Origin of the sequence: Streptococcus sp., from assembly GCF_032481935.1 — a bacterium.
In the GTDB taxonomy this organism is placed as follows: Bacteria; Bacillota; Bacilli; order Lactobacillales; family Streptococcaceae; genus Streptococcus.
On sequence record NZ_JAWERU010000002.1, the window covers coordinates 1 to 23,241 of the forward strand.

Consider the following 23,241-nt stretch of genomic DNA (forward strand, 5'->3'; position numbering starts at 1 on the left):
TCTACCACAAACGTCTCACACTTAATTCCACCATAAAAATCCGTTTTAGACTAATTTCCACTTTGGTCAGGAAAGTGGAAGTTACTTTGAGAAGTTACCTCCCCAAAATAATCAAAACAACTTCAAATTAAGGTTTGTTAAAAATGATTTTTTATGGTAGAATGTATAAGAATGCATATCATTCGGATAAACAAATAAATTGAGGTAAAAACATGGAAATTATGGCGATTGTTATAGTTGTTTTTGCCGTCATCATTGGTTTAGTCATTGGATATGTCAGCATCTCAGTCAAGATGAAATCATCACAAGAGGCTGCAGAGCTGATGCTTTTAAATGCTGAACAAGAAGCAACTAATTTACGAGGACAAGCTGAGCGCGAAGCGGATTTATTACTCAATGAAGCTAAGAGCGAAAGCAAGTCTCTTAAAAAAGAAGCACTATTGGAGGCCAAAGAAGAAGCCAGAAAATACCGTGAAGAAGTGGACGCTGAATTTAAATCAGAACGTCAAGAACTCAAGCAAATCGAAAGTCGTTTGACCGAACGTGCTAGCAGTCTTGATCGTAAAGATGACAATTTGACGAACAAAGAAAAAACACTTGAACAAAAAGAACAAAGTATTTCTGATAGAGCAAAAAACCTTGATGTACGTGAAGAGCAACTAGAAGAAATTGAGAAACAAAAACAAGCTGAACTAGAGCGTATTGGAACTCTGACTCAGTCGGAAGCAAAAGACATTATCTTGGCCCAGACAGAGGAAAACTTGACTAAGGAAATTGCTAGTCGCATTCGTGAGGCTGAGCAAGAAGTTAAGGAACGTTCAGACAAATTGGCTAAGGACATCTTGTCCCAAGCTATGCAGAGAATTGCTGGTGAGTATGTAGCTGAGTCTACCAACTCTACAGTTCACCTGCCTGATGATACCATGAAAGGTCGTATCATTGGTCGTGAAGGGCGTAATATTCGTACCTTTGAAAGTTTGACAGGGGTTGATGTTATCATTGATGATACGCCAGAAGTGGTAACCTTGTCAGGTTTTGATCCTATCCGTCGCGAGATTGCCCGTATGACGATGGAAACCTTGCTTAAGGATGGACGTATCCACCCAGCTCGTATCGAAGAGTTGGTTGAGAAAAATCGTCAAGAGATTGATAATAAGATTCGTGAATATGGTGAGGCCGCAGCCTATGAAATTGGTGCACCAAACCTTCACCCAGACTTGATGAAAATCATGGGTCGCTTGCAGTTCCGTACTTCATACGGACAAAATGTCTTGCGTCATTCGATCGAAGTTGCTAAGTTGGCTGGTATCATGGCTAGCGAACTTGGTGAAAATGCTACCCTTGCTCGTCGTGCGGGATTCCTTCACGATATTGGTAAAGCCATTGACCGTGAAGTAGAAGGTAGCCACGTTGAGATTGGTACCGAGTTAGCTCGCAAGTACAAGGAGCACCCAGTTGTGGTCAATACTATTGCCAGTCACCACGGAGATGTAGAACCTGAAAGTGTGATTGCAGTTATCGTTGCTGCGGCGGATGCATTGAGTGCAGCCCGTCCAGGAGCTCGTAGTGAGTCACTCGAAAGCTACATCAAACGTCTCCATGATTTAGAGGAAATTGCGAATAGCTTTGAAGGTGTTCAAAATAGTTTTGCCCTTCAAGCAGGTCGCGAAATCCGCATTATGGTAAATCCAGGTCAAATCAAAGATGACAAGGTCACAATCTTGGCTCATAAAGTTCGTGAGAAAATTGAAAGTAATCTCGATTACCCAGGAAATATCAAGGTAACCGTGATTCGTGAACTTCGTGCAGTTGATTATGCAAAATAAATAAGAAAGAGCAGTTGAAAAATTACTGCTTTTTTGTTACACTAGATAGAAAGATTGTAGCGAGCAGAAATGGCTTTAGATATATAATCTTACAGAAATTTTCAAGTCATTTCACAAACTATCCAAAGGAGATATAATGGCAGACCGAGGCTTACTAATCGTTTTTTCAGGTCCTTCAGGAGTTGGAAAAGGAACGGTTAGACGAGAAATTTTTGAGAGTTCTGAAAATCAATTTCAATATTCTGTATCTATGACGACACGGGCACAACGTCCAGGTGAAGTAGACGGTGTTGATTATTTCTTCCGTACAAGGGAGGAATTTGAAGAATTGATCCGTCAAGGGCAAATGTTAGAGTATGCAGAGTATGTAGGCAACTACTACGGAACTCCTCTGACCTATGTCAATGAAACGCTTGATAAGGGAATCGATGTCTTTCTTGAAATTGAAGTGCAGGGAGCTCTTCAGGTCAAGAAAAAAGTTCCAGATGCTGTCTTTATCTTTTTGACACCACCAGATTTGGAAGAATTGCAAGACCGTCTCGTAGGCCGAGGTACAGATAGCGCAGAAGTAATTGCTCAGCGTATCGAAAAAGCCAAGGAAGAAATTGCTTTGATGCGTGAGTATGACTACGCTATTGTAAATGACCATGTTCCTCTTGCCGCAGAACGTGTTAAACGTGTGATTGAAGCAGAACATTTCCGTGTAGACCGCGTGATTGGTCATTATCAGGATATGCTACCAAAGTCTCCGACTATTCGATAAAATTTAGAAAACAGGTACAAACAAATGATGCTAAAACCCTCTATTGATACCTTGCTTGATAAGGTACCATCAAAATATTCACTTGTCATCTTGGAAGCAAAGCGTGCTCACGAATTAGAAGCTGGAGCACCTGCTACTCAAGAATTTAAATCTGAAAAATCAACTCTTCGTGCTTTAGAAGAAATTGAATCAGGGAATGTAACCATCCACCCAGATCCAGAAGGAAAACGCGAAGCTGTTCGTCGTCGTATCGAAGAAGAAAGACGATTGAAAGAAGAAGAAGAAAAGAAAATCAAAGAGCAAATCGCGAAAGAAAAAGAAGAAGGTGAAAAAATTTAAGGTTGGGGGGACTCAATCTTATTTTTTCTATTGCAAGAATACTCAATCATTTGAACGATTTAAGAAGAGAAGGAGGTGAGGACATGGCTATTGCAAAAATCATTGTGGATGTTCCCTTGATGCAGACAGACCAGCCCTATAGCTACAAGATTCCAGAGGAATTTGAGGGGATGCTGGAAGTTGGCATGCGGGTTCATGTCCCTTTTGGGAAGGCCAATCGCTTGATTCAGGGAATTGTTCTTGGAATGGAGACTCAATCTGATGCAGATGTGGCAGACGAAGATTTGAAAGAGATTGCCGAAGTGCTGGACTTTTCTCCTGTTTTAACGGAGGAACAACTCTGGCTAGCTGAAGAACTACGTAAGTCAGTTTTTTCATACAAGATTTCTATTCTGAAAGCTATGCTCCCTGGATTTTTGAACTCTAGCTATGATAAGATCCTCTATCCTCTGGAAGGCTTAAGTCAGCAGGAAAGAGAACGCTTATTTGGTTCACAGGAGTCTCTAGCATTTTCATCTCTAGACTTAGAAAAGCAGGCTGAGATGATGCGATTGACTCGAAAAGGGCTTTTAAAACTAGAGTACCAGGCTGTGGATCAGAAGAAGGTTAAGACGCAGTCTTGGATTGAAGTTCATCTTGAACAGTTAGAAAAACTAGAAATTTCAAATCGTGCCAAGAAGAAATTGGAACTGCGAGAATACTTATTAGTACATCCTGAAACAGTTCCTTTGGCTGATTTGTTAGAACATTACTCACGTGAACAAGTTAATTTCTTTGTGGAACATGGTGCTATCACCATAGTGCAAAAAGAAGTCCAACGTTCAGCGGCTTATTTTGAAGGTATTGAATCTAGCCAATCTTTAGAGTTAAATCCAGAACAAAAAGAAGCCTGTGAGGCGGTTGTTGGAGCGATTGGGAAAAAACATCCTCCATTTCTTTTACAAGGAATCACTGGAAGTGGGAAAACTGAGGTTTACTTGCAGATTATCCAAGGGGCCTTGGATATGGGAAAAACAGCGATTGTTCTAGTCCCAGAAATCTCTCTGACACCTCAAATGACAGAGCGTTTTATTGCTCGTTTTGGCGATAAAGTAGCCATTCTCCACTCGGGTTTGTCCAATGGTGAAAAGTATGATGAATGGCGCAAGGTGGAGCGTGGAGAAGCCCAGGTAGTTGTTGGTGCTAGATCTGCCGTTTTTGCACCTTTGAAAAATCTAGGGGTTATCATTATCGATGAAGAGCATGAGGCCAGCTACAAGCAAGACAGCAATCCTCGTTATCATGCTAGAGATGTGGCTCTTTTACGAGCTCAGTACAATCAAGCTGCCTTAGTTCTTGGTTCTGCAACACCTAGTCTAGAAAGTCGTGCGCGTGCTGGAAAAGGTGTCTATCAACACTTACGTCTGACCCAACGTGCCAATCCTCTAGCAAGTATTCCTCAAGTTCAACTGATTGACTTCCGTGATTATATCGGGCAAAATGAAACATCAAACTTTACACCACCACTAATTGAGGCCATTCAAGATCGACTGGATAAAAAAGAGCAGGTTGTTCTCATGCTCAATCGCCGTGGCTATTCTAGCTTTGTCATGTGTCGGGAATGTGGTACTGTGGATACCTGCCCTAATTGCGATATTTCCTTGACGCTTCACATGGATACCAAGACTATGAATTGTCATTATTGTGGTTTTTCTAAGGAAATTCCACATGTCTGTCCAAACTGTCAGAGTCGCAGCATTCGATACTATGGAACGGGAACTCAAAAGGCCTACGATGAGCTGGCTGAACTCTTTCCAGAGGCTCGCATTCTGCGAATGGATGTGGATACAACTCGTAAAAAAGGCAGTCACCAAACTCTACTCGAACAATTTGGCAATGGTGAAGCGAACATATTGCTAGGAACCCAGATGATTGCTAAGGGCTTGGATTTTCCCAATGTGACCCTTGTTGGTGTTCTCAATGCGGACACAGCCTTGAATCTGCCTGATTTCCGTTCTTCTGAGAGAACCTTCCAACTCTTGACCCAGGTGGCAGGTCGTGCAGGTCGTGCTGAAAAGGCAGGTCAGGTCCTGATTCAGTCCTATAATCCTCAGCACTATGCTATTCGTTTTGCCAAGGATCAGGATTATGAAGGTTTCTATGCCTATGAAATGGGCATCAGACGTCAGTTGGGTTATCCACCTTATTATTTCACAATTGGAATTACCTTGTCTCATAAGAAAGAAGAAGAGGTTCTTAGAAGAGCTTATGGAGTCATGGAAATATTGCGGTCAGGTTTGTCAGATGCTAGTATCATCCTTGGCCCAACGCCAAAACCTATCGCTCGTACCCACAACCTCTATCATTACCAGATTTTAATTAAATACCGTTTAGAAGATGAGCTAGGGCCAACCCTCAACCAGGTCTTAGCCTTGACTCAAGAACGGGAAAATAGTGAGCTCCGTCTCAGTATTGACCACGAACCGCAACAATTTTTATAAGAAGGAGAAGATATGACAAAACTAATATTTATGGGAACGCCTGAATTTTCAGCGACCGTTTTGAAGGGACTTTTGTCAGATGATCGCTATGAGATTCTAGCAGTTGTAACTCAGCCAGACCGTGCGGTTGGACGTAAAAAAGTCATCCAAGAAACCCCAGTGAAACAAGCAGCCAAAGAGGCAGGCCTACCTATCTACCAACCTGAAAAATTATCAGGTTGTCCAGAAATGGAAGCCATCATGAATTTGGGAGCTGATGGGATTGTAACAGCAGCTTTTGGACAATTCCTCCCAAGTAAACTCCTTGATAGCATGGATTTTGCAGTCAATGTTCATGCTTCCCTCCTTCCTAAACACCGTGGTGGTGCTCCGATCCATTATGCCTTGATTAAGGGTGATGAGGAGGCAGGAGTAACCATTATGGAAATGGTCAAGGAAATGGATGCCGGAGATATGATTTCTCGTCGTAGTATTCCAATTACAGATGAGGACAATGTTGGAACTTTGTTTGAAAAATTGGCCATTGTCGGTCGTGATCTGCTTTTGGATACGTTGCCTGCATACATTGCTGGCGAGATTCAACCAGAACCACAGGACCCAAGCCAGGTTACATTTTCGCCAAATATCAAACCTGAGGAAGAAAAGTTGGACTGGAACAAGACTAATCGTCAACTCTTTAACCAAATCCGTGGGATGAATCCATGGCCAGTTGCTCATACTTTTTTAAAGTGCGAACGCTTCAAAATCTATGAAGCCCTGCCAGTAGATGGTCAAGGGACTCCGGGTGAGATTATCTCCATCGGTAAGAAGGAATTGATTGTCGCAACAGCAGAGGGGGCTCTATCTCTCAAACAGGTTCAGCCCGCAGGAAAACCTAAGATGGACATTGCTTCCTTCCTTAACGGTGTGGGACGAACTTTGGCAGTAGGAGAACGATTTGGTGACTAAAGTAGAAACGGCTAGAAGTTTAGCCTTAGAGGTGCTAGAAGACGTCTTTGTCAATCAAGCATATTCCAATATCGCCCTAAATAAACATCTCAAGGGAAGTCAACTATCAGTTGCAGATAAGGGTTTGGTGACAGAGCTGGTCTATGGAACTGTAGCTCGAAAACTTACATTGGAGTGGTACCTGTCTCATTTTATCCAAGATAGAGATAAGCTAGATAGCTGGCTCTATGTTCTGCTTCTCATGAGCGTCTATCAACTCCAATACTTGGATAAGCTTCCTGACCATGCAGTGGTCAATGAAGCGGTGGAAATTGCAAAATCTCGTAAGAAGGGTAGTGAAAAACTGGTCAATGCAGTTCTTCGCCGTATCTTGCGAGAAGGTTTGCCAGATATTGCAAGTATCAAACGTAAAAATAAGCGCGATTCCATTGCCTATTCTCTTCCAGTTTGGTTGATTTCTAAGCTAAAGGAAGAGTACGGAGAAGAGCGAGCTCAAGCTATTTTTGAAAGTCTTTTGCAACGGAATAAAGCCAGTATCCGTGTGACAGATTTGAGCCGAAAAGAGGAAATCAAAGCTTTGCTTGGTGCAAGTGATTCTCTTTTATCTCCTGCTGGTCTGGTCAAGGAGCAGGGGCATTTTGCTGGCCATGATTTGTTTGCTGAAGGGTCTATTACTATCCAGGATGAGTCTAGTCAGTTGGTTGCACCGACACTAGAGCTACAAGGCGACGAGCAGGTTTTAGATGCTTGTGCGGCCCCTGGTGGAAAGACCGCCCATATGGCATCCTATTTGACGACAGGTCAGGTAACGGCTCTAGATCTTTACGACCATAAACTCACTTTGATTCAAGAGAATGCAGAGCGACTAGGTGTAGCGGACCGTGTCCAAACGCAAAAACTGGATGCTCGAAAAGTGCATGAATTTTTTAGTAAGGATCAATTTGATAAGATTCTTGTTGATGCTCCTTGTTCAGGGATTGGTCTATTGCGTCGAAAACCAGATATCAAATATAATAAAGAGACAGCAGATTTCGCGTCATTACAGGAAATTCAGTTGGAAATATTAGGTAGTGTTTGTCAAACGCTACGTAAAGGTGGTATAATAACTTATAGTACCTGCACTATTGTCTCTGAAGAGAACTTTCAAGTTGTTCAAGCATTTTTAGAAAGTCATCCAGAGTTCGAGCAGGTTAAACTAGAACACGAATGTAAGGATATCGTGAAAAATGGTTGTATCCTCATTACTCCGGAATTATACGGAAGTGATGGATTCTTTATCAGCCAATTTCGCAAGATATCCAAGTAGGAAGGAACTGACACAATGGAGATTTCATTATTAACAGATGTGGGTCAGAAACGTACAAATAATCAAGACTATGTCAATCTTTTTGTCAACCGTGCTGGTCGTACAATGATCATCTTGGCTGACGGTATGGGAGGACACCGTGCAGGTAATATTGCTAGCGAAATGGCAGTAACAGATTTAGGTGTTGCCTGGGTTGATACGCAGATTGACACCGTTAATGAAGTTCGCGAATGGTTTGCCCACCATCTAGAAGTTGAAAATCAAAAGATTTATCAAATGGGGCGTGATGAAGCTTACAAGGGAATGGGGACAACTTTAGAAGCCCTTGCAATCATTGATCATCAAGCTATTTATGCTCATATTGGAGATTCTCGTATCGGTCTGATTCGTGGTGAAGAATACCATCAATTGACCAGTGATCATTCTTTGGTCAATGAATTGCTCAAGGCAGGTCAATTGACACCTGAAGAAGCTGAAGCACATCCACAAAAGAATATCATCACCCAATCTATCGGGCAAAAAGACGAAATTCAACCTGACTTAGGAATTGTCAGCTTGGAACCAGGTGACTATCTGGTCATGAATAGCGACGGTCTAACCAATATGATTTCAGGCAGTGAGATCTATGATATTGTGACAAGCGATATTTCGCTTGATGATAAGGTAGCCACTTTGGTACGCTTTGCCAACAATGCCGGAGGGCTTGATAATATTACAGTTGCCCTTGTTTCGATTAAGGAGGAGGCGGCAGAATGATCCAAATCGGCAAGATTTTTGCCGGGCGGTATCGGATTATCAAACAAATTGGCCGTGGAGGTATGGCAGATGTCTACCTGGCCAAGGATTTGATTTTAGACGGGGAAGAGGTAGCTGTTAAGGTCTTGAGGACTAACTACCAGACTGACCCGATTGCTGTTGCTCGTTTTCAGCGTGAAGCGCGTGCAATGGCTGACTTAGATCATCCCCATATCGTTCGGATAACGGATATCGGCGAAGAGGACGGTCAACAGTACCTAGCTATGGAATATGTAGCTGGTCTTGATCTTAAGCGCTATATCAAAGAACACTATCCCCTCTCAAATGAAGAAGCTGTCCGTATCATGGGTCAGATTCTCTTAGCGATGCGCTTGGCGCACACTAAAGGTATTGTCCATCGTGACTTAAAGCCTCAAAATATTCTTTTAACTCCTGATGGAACGGCCAAGGTGACGGACTTTGGGATTGCTGTAGCCTTTGCAGAGACCAGTTTGACTCAGACCAACTCTATGCTGGGTTCTGTTCACTACTTGTCACCTGAGCAGGCTCGTGGCTCTAAGGCAACTGTCCAGAGTGACATCTATGCCATGGGGATTATTTTCTATGAGATGCTGACAGGGCATATCCCTTATGATGGCGATAGTGCAGTAACTATAGCCCTCCAGCATTTTCAAAAACCTCTTCCTTCGGTCATAGCTGAAAACCCATCTGTTCCCCAAGCTTTGGAGAATGTGGTCATCAAAGCAACTGCTAAAAAGCTTACAGATCGATACCAGTCGGTTTCAGAGATGTATGTTGATTTATCTAGCAGTCTATCTTATAATCGCAGAAATGAACCTAAACTTGTTTTTGATGATGCAACTAAGGCAGACACAAAGACATTGCCAAAGGTTTCTCAGACAACCTTGACCTCTATTCCTAAGGTTCAACCACAGACAGAAAGCCATCAGGCAACTAAAGCTAGCCCAGAAGCAAGTGCTAAAAAATCTGTGGAAAAACCAGTGAAAAAACGTCGTTTTAAAGCACGTTATCTAGTTCTACTAGCAAGTTTCGTACTGGTTGCCGCTTCTCTGGTGTGGATTTTATCCAGAACACCAGCTACTGTTGAGATTCCAAAAGTTGCAGGTCAAACTGTTGCTGAAGCTAAGGAAAACTTGAAAAAAGCGAATTTTGAAATTGGTGAGGAAAAAACGGAAGCTAGTGATACCGTAGAGGAAGGTCGGGTTATCCGAACAGATCCAGATGCTGGATCAGCTCGCAAAGAAGGAACTAAGGTTAATCTCATTATTTCTTCAGGTCAACAATCCTTCAAGATTGGTAATTACATCGGTCGGAAATCGACTGATGTCATTGCTGAGCTCGAGGAGAAAAAAGTTCCTAAAAATCTGATTAAGATTGAAGAAGAAGAGTCCAGTGAATGGGAACCCGGTGTGGTTTTGAAACAGAGCCTTTCAGAAGGTACGACCTATGATCTTACTAAGGCCACTTCTATCGTTTTGACAGTTGCTAAAAAGAAAAAGGTGACAACTGTGACCATGCCAAACTATGTTGGATATAGTCTTGAATTTGCTAGAAATAATCTTAAAAGTATAGGTATTAGTGAAGATAGAATTGAAATTAAAGAAGTGGAGATAGCACAAGAAGGAATTAAAGAAGGCGAGATTGCGAAACAAAGTCCTGCACCGGATGAAAAACTAGATTTAAGCAATCCGATAGTTAAACTATATATTTATAAACCTAAAAAAACTTCACCTTCAAGTAGTCAACCTTCGTCAGAACATAATTCTGGTCAAACTGACACAACAAATCCTACAAATCCTACGCAGGGTAACCATCCAACAACTCCTACGCAAGATGGAACTGGAAGTCAACGAAATCAATAGACTCTCTATATAAACCAATCTTTGTCACAGTTTTTGTGGCAAAGATTTTTTTTCCTCCGAAATTATGATAAAATAAAATGGAGTTTGAAAAAGGAGGGAAATATGGAAGAATCAAAAAAACTGAATGCAGTTATTGATGTCATCATGCTAGCTGGAACAATTCTACTTCGCAATGGTTCTGAGATTTATCGTGTTGAAGATACCATGATTCGGATTGCTCATTCACAGGGCATTATGGATTGTAATGTTTTAGCCATGCCTGCAGCCATTTTTTTCTCCATTGAAAATACAAATATCTCTCGCATGAAGCGAGTAACATCTTCAGCTTATAATATTGAGAAGGTTTGTGATGTCAACCAGATTTCACGCCAGATCGTATCAGGACAGCTTGATTTGGAAACGGCTTTTATGCAACTAAAGGAATTAAATGCTAAGGCCTCTCCCTACACCAATGTTCAACTGACTGCTGCAGCAACCCTCAGTGCTCCTTTCTTTTCAATCATGTTTGGAGGAAATCCCTACGATGCAATTGGAGCAGGAGTGGCGACCTTGTTTGCCTTTACTTTCTCTCTTTATGTAGAGAAGTTTATTCGTATTCCTTTTATGACAGCTTTTGCAGGTGCTCTTGTCTTCGGTTTGATTGCACAATTTTGGGCACGCTATTCTGGTTTGCCGTCGACGGCGGATTTAGTGATTGCAGGTGCGGTCATGCCTTTTGTACCTGGAATTGCTCTGACCAATGCTGTCCGAGATATTATGACCAATCACATTAACTCTGGTATGAGCAAGATGTTTGAATCCTTGCTGATTACCCTTGCCTTAGGGGCTGGAACATCAGTCGCCCTCGTACTCATGAACTAATATGACACTATCAACATTTTTATTGCAAGCTCTGGCAAGTTTGCTTGCCATTATCACCTTTTTAATCGTCTTAAATGTCCAGCGTTCTATGCTCATCCCTGGGGGTGTTTTGGGAATGTCAATCTGGCTCCTCTATCTAATACTCAAGGAGCCAACTAATGTCATTTTAGCAACCTTTATTGCTGCGGTAATTGGTTCTTGTATCAGCCAGATTATGAGCATTATCTACAAAACACCAGCCGTTGTTTTTGCTTTAGCCATCTTAGCTCCACTAGTTCCAGGTTACCTGTCCTATCGAACAACTTCCTTCTTCGTTACAGGTGACTACGGCCATGCCATTTCTAGTGCCATTTTAGTCATGATGTTGGCTCTCGTTATTTCCATTGGAATGGCCAGTGGAACAGTTTTGTTGAAATTGTATCATTATCTCAAAAAGAATCGAGCTAGCTAAGACTCGATTTTTTATGGCTCTTCAGTTCAGTTTGTTAGAGTATCCTAAAATGAGATAAACTTTTAAAAAAGAACTTGATTTGGGGAATCAAGTCTTTTTTCGCTCATTTGATCTCAATTATGATAAAATAGAGATGAACGAATTTTTATAATGAATGATAAAAATAGAGGTAAATATGAAAATCGGTATTGATAAGATTGGTTTTGCGACCAGTCAATACGTTTTGAAATTACAAGATTTAGCAGAAACCCGAGGAATTGATCCTGAAAAATTGAGTAAAGGGCTCCTTTTAAAAGAATTGAGTATTGCTCCTTTGACAGAGGATATCGTTACCTTGGCTGCCAGTGCAGGAAATTCTATCCTGACTGAAGAAGAAAAGCAAGAGATTGATATGGTTATCGTTGCGACTGAATCTGGGATTGACCAGAGTAAAGCTGCAGCTGTCTTTGTACACGGTTTGCTTGGAATCCAACCATTTGCTCGTAGTTTTGAAATCAAGGAAGCTTGCTATGGTGCAACTGCGGCTCTTCACTATGCTAAGTTACATGTAGAAAATTCTCCTAAATCAAAGGTTTTGGTGCTGGCTAGTGATATTGCAAGATATGGTGTCGAAACTCCTGGAGAACCAACTCAAGGAGCCGGCTGTGTTGCTATGTTGATTAGCCAAAATCCACGAGTTATGGTATTCAACAACGATAACGTTGCGCAGACTCGTGATATTATGGACTTCTGGCGTCCAAATTACTCGACAACACCATTTGTAAATGGGGTTTACTCAACACAGCAATATCTTGATAGCTTAAAAACGACTTGGGAAGAGTACCAAAAGCGTTATGACTGTAACTTGGAGGATTTTGAAGCTGTATGTTTCCACTTGCCATATCCGAAGCTAGCTCTCAAGGGATTGAAAAAAATCCTAGACAAATCCTTGCCTCAAGAGAAGAAGGACTTGCTTCAAAAGCACTTTGATGAATCTATTATTTATAGCCAAAAAGTTGGGAACATTTATACAGGTTCACTCTTCTTAGGTCTCTTGTCTCTACTTGAAAATTCTGATAGTCTCAAAGCTGGAGATAAGATTGCCCTCTATAGCTATGGTAGTGGTGCTGTATCTGAGTTCTTTAGTGTAGAATTGGTTGAAGGTTTTGAAAAGCAATTGCGGAAAAATCGCTTAGACTTGCTAGACCAACGTCAAGCATTGAGCGTAGCTGATTATGAACGAATCTTCTTTGAGGAAGCCAACTTAGATGAGTCTGGATCTGCAACGATGTCAGGCTATGAGGGACAAGACTATGCTCTTGTTGAGATTGTAGAACACCAACGTCGCTACAGCAAGGTTGAAAAATAATGAAAAAAAATTGGAATGGATTTGCTAAAAAATCAATTCAAGAGCGCCTAGAGTTCGTTAAGTCTCAGGCGCTTACTACTATTGAAGCCCAAGAAAGTTTGGAGCAAAATGAAAATCTTAGTCTAGCAGTTGCGGACCAACTGAGTGAAAATGTGGTGGGGACCTTCTCGCTTCCATACTCAATAGTTCCAGAAGTTCTAGTAAATGGTCAAGAGTATGCAGTTCCTTATGTGACCGAAGAACCGTCTGTGGTTGCTGCAGCTGCTTTTGCAAGTAAGATTATCAAGCGTGCGGGTGGTTTTACTGCACGAGTTCATCAGCGACAAATGATTGGTCAGGTAGCTCTTTATCAGGTTCCAGATAGGGATAAAGCTTGTGAGGCTATTCTGAGTCAAAAAGCAGAGTTGCTCGAACAAGCAAACCAAGCCTATTCCTCTATTGTCAAACGTGGTGGTGGAGCGAGAGAGCTAACAGTTGAGATAATTTCTGGTGAGGCTGACTTTTTAGTGGTTTATCTCCATGTAGATACTCAGGAAGCCATGGGAGCTAATATGCTCAATACCATGCTTGAAGCTTTAAAACCAAGTCTAGAGGCTCTAAGTCAAGGGCAAAGTTTAATGGGCATTTTATCCAACTATGCAACAGATTCTCTAGTAACAGCAACTTGTCGTATTGCCTTTCGTTATTTGAGTCGCCAGAAGGATGAAGCGCGTGAGTTGGCAGAAAAAATGGTTTTAGCCAGCCAGTTTGCCCAAGCAGATCCTTACAGGGCAGCGACCCACAACAAGGGAATCTTTAACGGAATTGATGCTCTCTTGATTGCTACTGGAAATGATTGGCGTGCCATTGAAGCAGGAGCACATGCCTATGCGAGTCATGATGGTTCCTATCGAGGTCTTAGTCGTTGGACTATGGATTTGGAAACAGAAGAGCTAATAGGAGAGATGACTATGCCGATGCCAGTTGCTACCAAGGGTGGATCAATTGGTCTTAATCCTCGTGTAGTTCTCAGCCATGAGTTGCTAGGTCATCCATCAGCTAAGGAATTGGCTCAAATTATCGTGTCAATTGGTCTTGCACAAAACTTTGCAGCTCTTAAAGCTCTTGTCAGCACAGGAATTCAGCATGGACACATGAAACTTCAAGCGAAGTCACTGGCCCTCCTTGCAGGAGCCACAGAGGCTGAAGTGCCTAAGTTGGTAGAAAGCTTGATTGCTGAAAAAACTTTTAATTTAGAAAAAGCCCAAACACTCTTGAAAAAATTTAGATCATAAGAAAAAACTCAGACTAATTCAGTCCGAGTTTTTTGTTTATACTCAATGAAAATCAAAGAACAAACTAGGAAGCTAGCCGCAGGCTGCTCAAAACACTGTTTTGAGGTTGCAGATGGAAGCTGACGTGGTTTGAAGAGATTTTCGAAGAGGATTAAATACTTTTACCTGGTAAGAGGCTGACTGGTAAGAAATAACCGGTTGTGGCAACTTCTTTTCCTTCGATTTTTTGAAGTAGTAAATCAACTGTCAGGCGAGCAATTTCTTCCAAAGGTTGTTTAATGGTAGTGAGGTGAGGGTAGAAATTCTCGATAAAATAAGTTCCATCATAACCAATAACCTTAAGTTGTTCTGGAACAGAGATACCAAGTTCCTGAGCAATCTTCATTACCAAGATGGCAGTCAAATCATCCGATGCGAAAATAGCATCTGGTTTTTGTTTGGTCAGGATACTTTTGATTTCCATTTCCTTGCGGAGGGGTGAAAAGTCACTGGAAATATTGATAATGGGAGCTTTTGGGAAGATAGAAGCAAATCCTGCATGGCGAAGTCCAGTTGGTGAATTGGAGTTGTCATTACCTGTAATCATAATGACAGACTTGGCTCCAGTTTTAGCCAAGGTTTGAGCTGCAAGGACTCCACCAGCATAGTTATCAGAAGAAACGACAGGAATGTCTGGTGATAGGTTTCGGTCAAAAGAAATGATAGGAGCCGTTACGCGATTGTAGTCCTCAATCCCTAAGTTATGGCTACCAGAGATAATGCCGTCCACTTGATTAGCTTCTAGCATTTCAAGATACTCACGTTCTTTTTCCGAATCGTGCTCACTGTTACAGATGATTGTCTTGTAGCCTTTTTTGAAGAGTTCGTGTTCCAATTTGTCAATCAATTCAGCATAGAAAACATGGCTGATTTTTGGGAAAATCAACCCAATTAACTTGGCTGATTTTCCTTGGAGGCTACGAGCAAGGTTGTTAGGTTTATAGCCCAACTCTCGCATGGCCTCATTGACCTTTTGAATGGTTTTTTCAGACAGATATCCCTTTTTATTGATGACACGTGAAACGGTAGTAGGGCTGACGCCAGCTAATTTTGCGACATCAGTTAGTTTTGCGACCATATTCTAATTCGTAGTAAGTTCCAGTTGGGTTTCCAGATTTAATGAGGATTCCATTTTGATCTTCATGAGGGAAGACACGACCAGAAAATACTTTTTCTCCTTTATTGATGAAAATTTCAAAGACTGAATTATCGATGAAGATATTTACAGTAGTAGCTTGGTTGTCGATTGAACATGAGCGAGTAGTTCCAAATTCTTGAGCATATTGCTCACCTGCTTGACTGCGGTCAACGGTAACTTGACCATTGACAAGGTCGAAATTGATAGAGAGTCCTTTGCCATCTTTATCAGCAAGAAGAACGATTTCACTTTGACTATCAGCTTCTAAGTTAAGCTCAAGCTCGTAGGTGTTTTTAGTTTTAGAACGATTTGAAAATTCCTCTTCTGAAGCACGGAGTTCTTTGATAGCAGCTACAGGATACTGATAGAGTTTGCCATCTTTAATGGTAAGTTCCTTGACCAATGAGAAAGTCCCTTGGTGATCAAAACGATCAGATGGATAAGACACATCTGGCAAACCAAGCCAACTAACTGCCAGAGCACGTCCATCAGGCGCATTGAAGGCCTGAGTAGCGTATGCTTCGAAACCATAGTCTAGATTGTGTAGTTCAGACACATCTACCAAACGAGCATTTTCAGGATCGAAGGAAGCACCAATTTTATACATATTTGGATAGATATTGTCATAGTCAAGGACCTTTTTGTCCAAACCTTGTGGACAGTAGAGAAGGACAGGTTGTTCTCCGACAAAGACAAGATTTGGGCACTCCATCATATAGGCAGTGCGGTCATTGTTGAAGTCCAACTCGCCAACTTCTTGCCAGTTTGTATAATCATTATCGACCGCTTTGTAGAGACGGACAAAACCTTTTTTCTCCAAGTCTTGTCCACCAACGATTGCGTAGTATTGTCCTTTAAAGTTAAAAATCTGTGGATCGCGAAAGTGGTCAGTAGCATCAGCAGGCTGATCAATCAAGACCTTATCAATCTTTTTAATATTTCCATCCTTATCCATCAAGGCACCAATCTGATAAGGGTGGCGAACCCAATTTTCATCACGGACATTTCCTGTATAGAAAAGGAACAATTGATCACCAAACTGCATAGCAGATCCTGAGTAAGCGCCGTGGCTATCCAGTGGAGTATCAGGCAAGATTTTAACACCTGTTTCAGTAAAGTGCACCAAATCGTCACTTTCAAGCTGAACCCAAGATTTTAAACCATGAGCTGCACCAAAGGGGAAGTTTTGGTAAAAGACAACCCACTTACCATCAAAATAAGAAAAACCGTTTGGATCGTTGAGAAGTCCTTCCTTTGGTTCAATGTGATAGCTGACATGCCATGGGGATTGCGCCATCTTTTCTTGGATTTCTTTTCTTTCTTCTTGTGTCCAATCTTCATAGCGTCTATAACGACGCTCGGTAGTCCATTCCATTTCTATTTCCTCCATAAAATTCTACTATCTTTATAGTAAACGTTTCCTTATAAAAAAGCAAGTCTTTTACACTAAATTAACGAAAAAAATGTCAAACGTTTGACAGAATGTAGAAGCACTATTTTATGAAAATAATGAAAAAATGAAAGTTTTTGAAAATTTAAAAGTAAAAACCTTGAGTTTATAGGGTATTTATTGCTGTATTGATGAAAAAATAGCAAAAACAATCAAAAAATAAAAATTAGCAAAATTTTTTCTGCAAAACGCTTGACATATTTTTTAAACGTGATAGAATAATATTCGTAGGGCGGATAAAATCGCTTTCAAACATTTTACAAATTTTTTATAAGGAGATTTTTGCAAATGACGAATACAGAAATTGCAAAAAAAGTCATCGAAGCCTTAGGTGGACGTGAGAACGTTAATAGTGTAGCTCACTGTGCGACTCGTCTTCGCGTTATGGTTAAAGATGAAGCGAAAATTAACAAAGATGCTATCGAGAGCTTGGAAAAAGTTCAAGGTGCTTTCTTTAACTCAGGTCAATACCAAATCATCTTTGGTACTGGTACAGTAAACAAGATGTACGATGAAGTCGTAGCTCTTGGTTTGCCAACTTCAACAAAAGCTGAAATGAAAGCAGAAGCTGCTAAACAAGGAAATTGGTTCCAACGTGCCATCCGTACTTTCGGTGACGTCTTCGTTCCAATCATTCCAGTTATCGTAGCAACTGGTCTTTTCATGGGAGTTCGTGGTCTCTTGAATGCTCTTGGAATGACACTTCCAGAAGATGTGACAACTTACACTCAAATTTTGACTGACACAGCCTTTATCATCTTGCCAGGTTTGGTCGTTTGGTCAACCTTCCGTGTATTCGGTGGTAACCCAGCTGTTGGTATCGTTCTTGGTATGATGCTGGTATCTGGTTCGCTTCCAAATGCTTGGGCTGTTGCTTCTGGTGGTGAAGTGACTGCGATGAACTTCTTCGGATTTATCCCAGTTGTTGGTTTGCAAGGTTCAGTTCTTCCAGCCTTCATCATCGGGGTTGTCGGAGCTAAGTTTGAAAAAGCTGTTCGTAAAGTGGTTCCAGATGTACTTGATCTCTTGGTAACACCATTCGTAACACTTCTCGTAATGTCAATTCTTGGTTTGTTTATCATCGGACCAGTCTTCCACGTTGTTGAAAACTACATCCTTCTTGGAACAAAAGCTATTCTTAACTTGCCATTCGGTCTTGGTGGTTTCTTGATTGGTGGAGTTCACCAAGTTATCGTCGTATCAGGTGTTCACCACATCTTCAACTTGCTTGAAGTTCAATTGCTTGCTGCTGACCATGTCAACCCATTCAACGCTATCATCACAGCTGCCATGACTGCTCAAGGTGCTGCAACAGTAGCCGTTGGTGTAAAAACTAAAAATCCTAAACTTAAAACACTTGCTTTCCCTGCTGCTCTTTCTGCCTTCCTTGGTATTACAGAGCCTGCTATCTTCGGGGTTAACTTGCGTTTCCGTAAACCATTCTTCCTTTCATTGATCGCTGGTGCTATCGGTGGTGGATTGGCATCTATCCTTGGGCTTGCTGGTACTGGTAATGGTATCACAATCATCCCTGGTACAATGCTCTACATTGGTAACGGACAACTTCCACAATACCTTCTTATGGTAGCTGTATCATTTGCTCTTGGTTTTGCTCTTACTTACATGTTTGGTTATGAAGATGAAGCAGAAGTAGCTTCAGAAACTACAACTGAACGTTTGGTTGACGAAGCGGTAACTGGTACTATTGTTGCTCCTAGCGAAGGTGTCATCCAAACTCCAATCGTTGGTGACGTTGTAGCTCTTGCTGATGTGAACGACCCAGTTTTCTCAAGTGGAGCTATGGGACAAGGGATCGCTGTGAAACCTAACCAAGATGTTGTCTATGCACCAGCTGATGCAGAAGTGACAATCGTCTTCCCAACAGGGCATGCTTATGGTTTGAAAACAGCAAACGGAGCTGAAATCTTGATCCACGTTGGTATCGACACTGTTTCAATGAACGGTGAAGGCTTCAACCATAAAGTTTCCCAAGGTGACAAGGTTAAAGCTGGAGATGTTCTTGGAACATTTGACTCAGCTAAGATTGCTGCTGCAGGACTTGATAACACAACTATGGTTATCGTGACAAACACTGCAGACTTTGCTTCAGTAAATCCAGTTGCTTCTGGATCAGTTGCTAAGGGTGATGCAATCATCGAAGTTAAAGCTTAATACTCTTCGAAAATCAAATTCAAACTGCGTCATACTCGCTTTGCCGTATGTATGTGTTACTGACTTCGTCAGTTCTATCTACAACCTCAAAGCTGTACTTTGAGCAACCTGCAGCTCGATTCCTAGTTTGTTCTTTGATTTTCATTGAGTACACTACTTTCGATTTAATAGATCAAAAAACGAACAAATGTTATGTTTGTTCGTTTTTGATTGAATCGTAAAATTTACAGAGGAAAAACTAAAATATTGAGCAACTTTCCTCCTGGAAATATGCTATAATAGAGAAAATAAAAACTAGAGGTTTATCATGACAAAATTATATGGAAGCTTGGAAGCGGGCGGTACAAAATTTGTCTGTGCTGTCGGTGATGAAAACTTTAACGTTGTAGAAAAAGTACAATTTCCAACAACAACTCCTATCGAGACAATCGATAAAACTATCGAGTTCTTTTCAAAATTTGATAATCTTGCAGGTCTTGCAATTGGTTCATTTGGTCCAATTGATATCGACAAAAATTCAAAAACTTACGGTTTTATCACAACTACACCAAAACCTCACTGGGCAAATGTTGACTTGCTTGGTGCTCTCCGCCGTGCTCTAAATGTACCAATGTATTTCACAACAGACGTAAACAGTTCTGCCTACGGTGAAGTTGTTGCTCGCAACAATGCTGGCGGACGTATTGAAAACTTGGTTTACTACACAATCGGTACAGGTATTGGAGCTGGTGTTATCCAACGTGGTGAATTTATCGGTGGTGTTGGACACCCTGAGATGGGACACTACTATGTAGCAAAACACCCAATGGATGAGGAGAAAGAATTTAACGGTGTTTGTCCTTTCCACAAGGGCTGTTTAGAAGGTTTTGCGGCTGGTCCAAGTTTAGAAGCTCGTACAGGAATTCGTGGTGAAAACATCGAACTCAACAGTTCTGTATGGGATGTTCAAGCCTACTATATCGCTCAAGCAGCTGTAAATGCAACTGTAACCTTCCGTCCAGATGTCATCGTATTTGGTGGTGGTGTTATGGCCCAACAACACATGCTTGACCGTGTGCGTGAGAAATTCACATCCTTGCTCAATGGTTACCTACCAGTTCCGGATGTGCGTGACTATATCGTAACACCAGCTGTTGCAGGTAATGGTTCAGCTACACTTGGAAACTTCGTTCTTGCTAAGAGCGTAGCAAAATAAGTATAAAAAATGAGGTCGAGATTTATCCCGGCCTCTTTCTTTAGTCTTTTTCAATTTTCGTTTCCTGATGGAATATATTTTGCCAAGTTTCATGTCTGCGCCAGATACTTGTATGGATGGTGTCACCAATCTGATAGCGGATGAGTTTTGTCTTCTGACTAATGGACGTCAAGTGAAGTTCCTTGATAGCAGAGGTTAATTCTTTTTCCTCCTTATAGGCTTCCTTGTCTAGTTCTAGTCCGTCTTGGCGAATATAAATGAAATCTTCGGCCAGTAATTCTTCCAATTGATTTCCTTGGTCGATCAGTTGCTCTCTCATGAGCAATTTTTTATAGACATTATCAAGAATTTCATCCTCAGGAATCGGTGCTGGTTCAATGTGGATATCGGTGTCAAAGACACCAAAGCGTTCTGATAACATGGATTCGACCTGATCGGCAATTTCGTGGCTTTCAAAAACAGAGAGGTCTGGATTCATCTCGAGAGTAATGTCCAGATAGATATTGCTTCCGTAAGTACGACCGCGTTGAGATTTGACCTTGCTAATCTTAGGAATTTCCATGATAGCTTTTTGGTAATCTTCGAGCAAGTGTTCATCAAAACCATCAGAAAGGCTGAAGGATGACTCGATAAAGATATCATAAGCAGTTTTAAGAATAAAGAAGGTAATGATAATCGCAACCAACTTATCCACGATTGGATAGTTAAAGCTACTAGCCAGGATAGCAATAGAAGTTCCAAGAGAAGTCACAGCATCTGACAAATTGTCCTTGGCTGCTGTCTTGAGAGCTTTGGACTTAGCTTGCTTGCTCAGATGGGTATTGTAGAGATAAACGGCAAACATGATGATAGCAGAGATGATTCCCAGAGTCGCCCCAAGTGGGTCAATGACCGTTTGCTCTCGGCTGAGTATCTTTTGAATGGTGTCCCGTAGAACATCAAAACCAACGTAAAACATGATGATGGAAGTGATGAGACTTGCCAAGTCCTCTATTTTCCAGTGGCCGAAGCGATGATCTCTATCTGCCGGTTGGCGAGCCAAACGAATCCCGATTAGAAGGGCCACGTTTCCGACGATATCTGAAACGTTGTTAAAACCATCGGCCACCAAACTGGATGAATGGAGGAGGTGGCCAGTTGCTAGCTTAGCTGCAGACAAGAATAGATAGGTCAAAATGCTGATAATGGCACCACGCTCAGCCAATTTTAAGTTTGAAACCGATTGATTCATCTAACTTCCCTTCTAGCATTTTAGTATTCTTTCATTATACTGGTTTTCCAAGGAAAATTCAAATGGCTATTAGGGTATTTATTCAGAAATCAACAGATTTTTATTTTGAAATATGATAGAATGATAAGGTAATATTTATTTTAGAAAGAGTTTTTAATGAATCATAAACAAATCATTGATAGAGTGATTCGAATTGGTTTGCTGTTGCTACCATTTCTTATTTTTTATGGCTATAGAGTAGTTAAGGGGTTTGATTATCCAGTGGTTGATGATATCATGGTTAATCAAACCATATTATCTGGTGATAATATGTTGCTTCCCTATATTGGAATTTTGTTATCATCTGCTTTAGTATTTCTTCAACAATTATATACAAATTGGAATATTTATTTTATTTTTTTAGCTATCAGTTTTTGCTTGAGTTTTAGCATCTATTTGGAGTTCTTTTTTAGAAAGAAATATTATTTCTTACTTCCCTTAGTAATTTTACTTCAAATGGTTTTAATGAAGTATTTCTCGTTTTCAGTAATTGCTTACTTGTTATCGACAGCAGCTATACTATTATTATTTGATAGAAAATACCTAACGGGAATGCTTTTGTCTGTAATAGGGTTATCGATTAGGCCGCAAATTATTGCTAGTTTATTATTGCTTTTGCTCCCCTTCCTAGCTTTTGAAGTCATCAAAGGAAAAAAGAAAAAAGAATTATTCTTGTTATCTGCTGTCATTTTACTTATCTTTGCTTCCAATAAAATTTATACCTTAATGAGACCAGATGTTCAAGAATACCTAAATTGGAATACTCTAAGTACCAATTTGAGAGATTTCCCTGCAATTGATTATGAGAAGCATGCCAAGGAATTTCAGGAACTGGGGGTCAGTGAAAACGACTTATCTGCTTCAACCTACTGGTTGTTTGCAGAAAAAGATGCTTTGAACAATGAGCTGTTAACAAAAATTCAATCCGTACGTTCTTTCTCTGAGAAGTACTCCTTTAATGTATTTCAGATGGTGAAAGATTATTTCCAAAACATTATTTTGACAACCTTTCTTCTTGTTATGGTTGGCTGGTTTTTGTTCTTCAAGCCTAAGAAAGTCTATGGCTGGGTACTCCCGCTTGTTCCATTTGTACTAATCGGTGCACTATTTGTTAGGCAGAGAGTAGTAGAACGTGTTTATATCCCGATTATCGTTAGCTTTTTAATCTTTTTCGTCTACTATGCGCCCTTATTTTACAATAAGCGTAAACTGTTGAAAAAAAGAGGAATTTTTTATAGTCTACAACTTGTAGGAATGCTGGCGAGTATGGCCTGGGTAAATAGTGTGGGACAAGAACTTTACTGGTTCCCAATCATTCAATCATCCATGGTATCAGAGTATCATGATGTAGTGGAAAAACATTCTGATAAATTGCTTGTTTTTGGCGGTTATGGAACACTTGTCAATTCTCAACCGAGCTTGGCTACGATTAGAAGGAAGCCTGATCAGTTGATTGAAAATACAACAACCTTAGGTAACTGGCAAACTTTTTCGCCACATTATTATCAATTAATGAAAAAGTATAATGTTGAGGAGCCTAGTAATCTTCTTTCTTCTGCTATCGATAAGGAGAATATCCTATTCTTTTGGTCACCCTCTTCAGGAAAGATGGATCAAGTCAAGAAAATAATGAAAGAACATTACCAGAAAGATGTTTATTTTGAAGAAGTTGAGGTGGTCACTTCTGATATGAATCTTTATCGACTAAGAACAGGAGAAGGGAGATAGGATGAAAAAGCGCA

The 23,241-nt window shown here is 40.8% G+C and carries 18 protein-coding genes; 15 read left to right on the forward strand and 3 right to left on the reverse strand.

Annotation, left to right across the window (positions count from 1 at the left end; genetic code table 11):
• Window positions 1-212 precede the first annotated feature (212 nt).
• The 12 genes from E7C97_RS00475 to E7C97_RS00530 all read left to right on the forward strand — a co-directional run bounded on the left by E7C97_RS00475 (window position 213) and on the right by E7C97_RS00530 (window position 14,235).
• A complete protein-coding gene (locus E7C97_RS00475; protein ID WP_223140069.1) occupies window positions 213-1,826 on the forward strand; it encodes a ribonuclease Y in 1,614 nt (537 codons plus the stop codon).
• A gap of 136 nt (window positions 1,827-1,962) precedes the next feature.
• Complete coding sequence (gene gmk, locus E7C97_RS00480) at window positions 1,963-2,589, forward strand: guanylate kinase (RefSeq protein WP_000775049.1); 627 nt, start codon at window positions 1,963-1,965, stop codon at window positions 2,587-2,589.
• Window positions 2,590-2,613: 24 nt separating this feature from the next.
• Window positions 2,614-2,928, forward strand: a complete 315-nt coding sequence (gene rpoZ / locus E7C97_RS00485) for a DNA-directed RNA polymerase subunit omega (RefSeq protein WP_006146546.1) — start codon at window positions 2,614-2,616, stop codon at window positions 2,926-2,928.
• Between the two features lie 83 nt (window positions 2,929-3,011).
• Window positions 3,012-5,408 carry a primosomal protein N' gene (locus tag E7C97_RS00490; RefSeq protein WP_316107570.1) on the forward strand — a complete coding sequence of 799 codons (2,397 nt, stop codon included), beginning with the start codon at window positions 3,012-3,014 and terminating at the stop codon, window positions 5,406-5,408.
• Between the two features lie 12 nt (window positions 5,409-5,420).
• Complete coding sequence (fmt, locus tag E7C97_RS00495; protein WP_316107572.1) at window positions 5,421-6,356, forward strand: methionyl-tRNA formyltransferase; 936 nt, start codon at window positions 5,421-5,423, stop codon at window positions 6,354-6,356.
• Entirely contained in the window at window positions 6,349-7,662 is a 1,314-nt protein-coding gene (gene rsmB / locus E7C97_RS00500) for a 16S rRNA (cytosine(967)-C(5))-methyltransferase RsmB (protein ID WP_316107575.1), read from the forward strand. The genes fmt and rsmB overlap by 8 nt, the downstream gene beginning before the upstream one ends.
• 15 nt (window positions 7,663-7,677) lie before the next feature.
• Entirely contained in the window at window positions 7,678-8,418 is a 741-nt protein-coding gene (locus E7C97_RS00505) for a Stp1/IreP family PP2C-type Ser/Thr phosphatase (protein WP_316107576.1), read from the forward strand.
• A complete protein-coding gene (gene pknB / locus E7C97_RS00510) occupies window positions 8,415-10,301 on the forward strand; it encodes a Stk1 family PASTA domain-containing Ser/Thr kinase (protein ID WP_316107577.1) in 1,887 nt (628 codons plus the stop codon). The genes E7C97_RS00505 and pknB overlap by 4 nt, the downstream gene beginning before the upstream one ends.
• A 102-nt stretch (window positions 10,302-10,403) precedes the next feature.
• The gene (locus E7C97_RS00515; protein WP_316107580.1) at window positions 10,404-11,162 is read left to right on the forward strand and encodes a threonine/serine exporter family protein; all 759 of its coding nucleotides are present in this window, start codon (window positions 10,404-10,406) and stop codon (window positions 11,160-11,162) included.
• A 1-nt stretch (window position 11,163) separates the two neighbouring features.
• Window positions 11,164-11,613 carry a threonine/serine exporter family protein gene (locus tag E7C97_RS00520; protein WP_049508872.1) on the forward strand — a complete coding sequence of 150 codons (450 nt, stop codon included), beginning with the start codon at window positions 11,164-11,166 and terminating at the stop codon, window positions 11,611-11,613.
• Between the two features lie 175 nt (window positions 11,614-11,788).
• Complete coding sequence (locus tag E7C97_RS00525; protein WP_316107581.1) at window positions 11,789-12,961, forward strand: hydroxymethylglutaryl-CoA synthase; 1,173 nt, start codon at window positions 11,789-11,791, stop codon at window positions 12,959-12,961.
• Window positions 12,961-14,235 (forward strand): hydroxymethylglutaryl-CoA reductase, degradative, encoded by a 1,275-nt coding sequence (locus tag E7C97_RS00530; RefSeq protein WP_316107583.1) that lies wholly within the window; start codon window positions 12,961-12,963, stop codon window positions 14,233-14,235. The genes E7C97_RS00525 and E7C97_RS00530 overlap by 1 nt, the downstream gene beginning before the upstream one ends.
• Before the next feature lie 151 nt (window positions 14,236-14,386).
• Here E7C97_RS00530 and E7C97_RS00535 read toward each other — a convergent pair whose 3' ends face one another.
• On the reverse strand, window positions 14,387-15,352 hold the full coding sequence (locus E7C97_RS00535) for a LacI family DNA-binding transcriptional regulator (protein WP_000225981.1): 966 nt from the start codon (window positions 15,350-15,352) through the stop codon (window positions 14,387-14,389).
• Window positions 15,333-16,787: a sucrose-6-phosphate hydrolase gene (locus E7C97_RS00540; RefSeq protein ID WP_049509577.1), complete on the reverse strand. Its 1,455-nt coding sequence runs from the start codon at window positions 16,785-16,787 to the stop codon at window positions 15,333-15,335. The genes E7C97_RS00535 and E7C97_RS00540 overlap by 20 nt, the downstream gene beginning before the upstream one ends.
• 363 nt (window positions 16,788-17,150) lie before the next feature.
• Here E7C97_RS00540 and E7C97_RS00545 point away from each other — a divergent pair, with 363 nt between their 5' ends.
• Window positions 17,151-19,034 carry a sucrose-specific PTS transporter subunit IIBC gene (locus E7C97_RS00545; RefSeq protein ID WP_316107585.1) on the forward strand — a complete coding sequence of 628 codons (1,884 nt, stop codon included), beginning with the start codon at window positions 17,151-17,153 and terminating at the stop codon, window positions 19,032-19,034.
• Window positions 19,035-19,341: 307 nt separating this feature from the next.
• Window positions 19,342-20,229 carry a fructokinase ScrK gene (scrK, locus tag E7C97_RS00550; protein ID WP_316107587.1) on the forward strand — a complete coding sequence of 296 codons (888 nt, stop codon included), beginning with the start codon at window positions 19,342-19,344 and terminating at the stop codon, window positions 20,227-20,229.
• A gap of 40 nt (window positions 20,230-20,269) precedes the next feature.
• Here the strand turns inward: scrK and E7C97_RS00555 are convergent, their stop codons facing one another.
• Window positions 20,270-21,460, reverse strand: a complete 1,191-nt coding sequence (locus E7C97_RS00555) for a cation diffusion facilitator family transporter (RefSeq protein ID WP_316107589.1) — start codon at window positions 21,458-21,460, stop codon at window positions 20,270-20,272.
• Between the two features lie 156 nt (window positions 21,461-21,616).
• On the opposite strand from E7C97_RS00555, the gene E7C97_RS00560 reads away from it, so the two are divergent.
• Window positions 21,617-23,227, forward strand: coding sequence for a hypothetical protein (locus tag E7C97_RS00560; RefSeq protein ID WP_316107592.1), 1,611 nt, complete (start codon window positions 21,617-21,619; stop codon window positions 23,225-23,227).
• Window positions 23,228-23,241 lie beyond the last annotated feature (14 nt).